4 protein-coding genes are annotated in these 2,712 nt (G+C 72.7%); 2 read left to right on the top strand and 2 right to left on the bottom strand.

Going from position 1 to position 2,712, the window contains the following annotated elements:
• Positions 1 to 66: 66 nt before the first annotated feature.
• Positions 67 to 669, bottom strand: a complete 603-nt coding sequence (locus tag AOJ26_RS39665) for a hypothetical protein (protein ID WP_053853195.1) — start codon at positions 667 to 669, stop codon at positions 67 to 69.
• Positions 670 to 873: 204 nt separating this feature from the next.
• On the opposite strand from AOJ26_RS39665, the gene npdG reads away from it, so the two are divergent.
• Together npdG and AOJ26_RS39655 are read left to right on the top strand one after the other, a co-directional pair.
• A complete protein-coding gene (gene npdG / locus AOJ26_RS39660) occupies positions 874 to 1,581 on the top strand; it encodes an NADPH-dependent F420 reductase (RefSeq protein ID WP_053853194.1) in 708 nt (235 codons plus the stop codon).
• Positions 1,582 to 1,659: 78 nt separating this feature from the next.
• Complete coding sequence (locus AOJ26_RS39655; RefSeq protein WP_086724715.1) at positions 1,660 to 1,845, top strand: hypothetical protein; 186 nt, start codon at positions 1,660 to 1,662, stop codon at positions 1,843 to 1,845.
• Here AOJ26_RS39655 and AOJ26_RS39650 read toward each other — a convergent pair.
• Entirely contained in the window at positions 1,835 to 2,632 is a 798-nt protein-coding gene (locus AOJ26_RS39650) for a site-2 protease family protein (RefSeq protein WP_053853192.1), read from the bottom strand. The two genes, AOJ26_RS39655 and AOJ26_RS39650, sit on opposite strands and share 11 nt — an antisense overlap.
• Positions 2,633 to 2,712: the final 80 nt, after the last annotated feature.

Genomic DNA, 2,712 nt, shown 5'->3' with positions numbered 1-2,712 from the left:
GGCGTCGTCGGTCACGACCGGTCATGGTCGGGGGAGGGCTGCCGGTCCGGCAACTGCTTTTCGCGGCTACCAGCGGGCCGGGGGCGGCGCCGTCAGCTCGTCGGCCAGCCGCGACAGCCGGTCCCGGAACCGCCGCCGGCCCCTCGGGGCGGGGACCGCGTTCTCCCCGGCCGCCGCGCTCACCAGGTGCTGCACGGTGTCCAGATCGAGATCCGTGCCCTCCGGCACGGCCAGCGACTCGTGCGCCATCGCGGCGAGTTCGCCCTCGTCGGGGCCGAGGGAGAGGACCGTGGCGCCGGCCCGCCGGGCGTCGTGCACATGCTCCAGAAGCGGGGCGCCCGGCCGGTCCGGCGACACCACGAGCAGGGTCTCGCCGCGCCGGGCCGCCGCGAGTCGGCCCGGTCCCACCGACAGATGCGCGGGGTCGGAGGGCCGCGCGTCGTGCCGTACGAGGGTGGGGGCCAGCTCCGGTGTGCCCGACCAGGCCGCCTCGTCGACCAGATGGGCCGCCAGGTGCCACGGTTCGTACTCCGGGGTGCCGACCAGGAGCAGTCCGCCGCCGTGCGACACCACCGACCCGCGCAGGACGCCCGCGAAACGGCGCGTGGCCCCCAACCACTCGGTCCCGGCGAGCACTTCGCGCAGCAGCGCGACTCGTACGGCGTCCATGGGGCCGCATCCTGCCGCAAGAACCCGTGCCCGGCCCGGGGTTCACCCCGGATTCGCCCGAACCGGTCAGGTCCGGACGCCCGCACGGGGCCCGGACCCCCGCCCCACGCCCGTCCGGCGGGTGTCCGTGACGCGGCTCACCCGAGCGGCGACGCGGCTCACCCGACCGGCCGGGGCGGGCGGGGCGGACGTAAAGTCGGCGCCATGACCTCTACCGACAGTGCTGCACAGAAGGCTCCCGCCAAGGACCCCTGGGACCTTCCCGACGTCTCCGGGCTCGTCGTCGGCGTGCTCGGCGGGACCGGGCCGCAGGGCAAGGGCCTCGCCTACCGGCTCGCCCGCGCCGGGCAGAAGGTGATCATCGGCTCGCGGGCCGCCGACCGTGCGCAGGCCGCCGCCGACGAACTCGGGCACGGGGTCGAGGGCGCCGACAACGCCGAGACCGCGCGCCGCAGCGACATCGTGATCGTCGCGGTGCCGTGGGAAGGGCACGGCAAGACCCTGGAGTCGCTGCGCGAGGAGCTCACCGGCAAGCTCGTCGTCGACTGCGTCAACCCGCTCGGCTTCGACAAGAAGGGCGCCTACGCGCTGAAGCCGGAGGAGGGCAGCGCTGCCGAACAGGCGGCGGCCCTGCTCCCGGACTCGCGGGTCACCGCTGCCTTCCACCACCTGTCGGCCGTGCTGCTCCAGGACCCGGAGGTCCAGGAGATCGACACCGACGTCATGGTGCTCGGCGAGGAGCGGGCCGACGTGGAGACCGTGCAGGCGCTGGCCGGCCGCATCCCCGGCATGCGCGGCATCTTCGCGGGCCGGCTGCGCAACGCCCACCAGGTGGAGGCCCTGGTCGCCAACCTGATCTCGGTCAACCGGCGGTACAAGGCGCACGCGGGGCTGCGGGTCACGGACGTCTGAGCCGATGGGGGACACTGGTCGTCACAGCGCAGCAGTGTCCCCCCGAAGTGCCCCCGAAGTGTCCCCCCGACAGGAGCCATGGAAATGCCCCGCCTCGCCCTCTACGCCCTCGTCGTCTGCCTCCTCGCGGTCGCGGCGGCGGTCGTCTCCTTCGCGCAGGGCAGTTGGCTGGGGGTCGTGTGGGTGCTGCTGGCGGGGCTGTCGTCCAACATGTGCTGGTACTACGTCAAGCGCGGCCGGGTCGGGAAGTCCGTCACCCGCTGACCGTGCAGAAATCGCTCGTCTGCCAGAACCGGTACAGGTCCTGGCCGCAGTACGTCTCGAGCTCGTGGATGCCGAGCGAGGCCAGAATCGAGTCGATCACGTCGAAGAAGGCGTGGTTGACCGCCGGCACCCACAGCAGCGCGAACACGAACAGCAGGCCGAACGGCGCGAAGGGCTCCACCTGGCGCTTGACCTGGTAGGACAGCCAGGGCTCGATGACGCCGTAGCCGTCCAGGCCCGGGACCGGCAGGAAGTTCAGCAGGGCCGCCGAGACCTGGAGCAGGGCGAGGAAGGCCAGCGCGAAGCGGAACTCCAGGGGTACGCCGTCGAGGGCGCCCAGCCAGAACGGGGCCGTGCAGGCGGCCGCGAACAGGACGTTGGTGAGCGGGCCCGCCGCGGAGATCAGGCTGTGCCGCCAGCGGCCGCGGATCCGGTCGCGCTCGATGAAGACCGCGCCGCCGGGGAGACCGATGCCGCCCATGATCACGAAGATGACGGGGAGCACGATGCTGAGCAGGGCGTGGGTGTACTTCAGCGGGTTCAGCGTGAGGTAGCCCTTCGCGCCGATCGTGATGTCGCCGCTGTGCAGGGCGGTGCGGGCGTGGGCGTACTCGTGCAGGCACAGGGAGACGATCCAGGCGCCGGTCACGAACAGGAACACGGCGATGCCGGACTGCTCGGAGAAGCCCGTCCAGGTGGCCCAGCCCGTCACCGCCGTCACGGCACAGATCCCGATGAAGACCGGGCTGATCCGCCGGTCGCTGTGGCGGGTGGTGGCGGTGGTCATGGGGCTCCCTGGACTGGACAGGCACGCGGTGGGACGGCCCGACGGTACCGGGCAGAGGGGAGAACGTATTGGGGTGGGGT

It is taken from the genome of Streptomyces sp. NRRL B-24085 (assembly GCF_001282115.1).
GTDB lineage: Bacteria > Actinomycetota > Actinomycetes > Streptomycetales > Streptomycetaceae > Streptomyces.
This window is presented reverse-complemented; position numbering and strand designations above follow the sequence as displayed.

Coding starts and splice junctions, on each gene's coding strand:
- AOJ26_RS39665 (WP_053853195.1), bottom strand. CDS start 669: ATGGACGCCGTACGAGTCGCGCTGCTGCGCGAAGTGCTCGCCGGGACC.
- npdG (WP_053853194.1), top strand. CDS start 874: ATGACCTCTACCGACAGTGCTGCACAGAAGGCTCCCGCCAAGGACCCC.
- AOJ26_RS39655 (WP_086724715.1), top strand. CDS start 1,660: ATGGAAATGCCCCGCCTCGCCCTCTACGCCCTCGTCGTCTGCCTCCTC.
- AOJ26_RS39650 (WP_053853192.1), bottom strand. CDS start 2,632: ATGACCACCGCCACCACCCGCCACAGCGACCGGCGGATCAGCCCGGTC.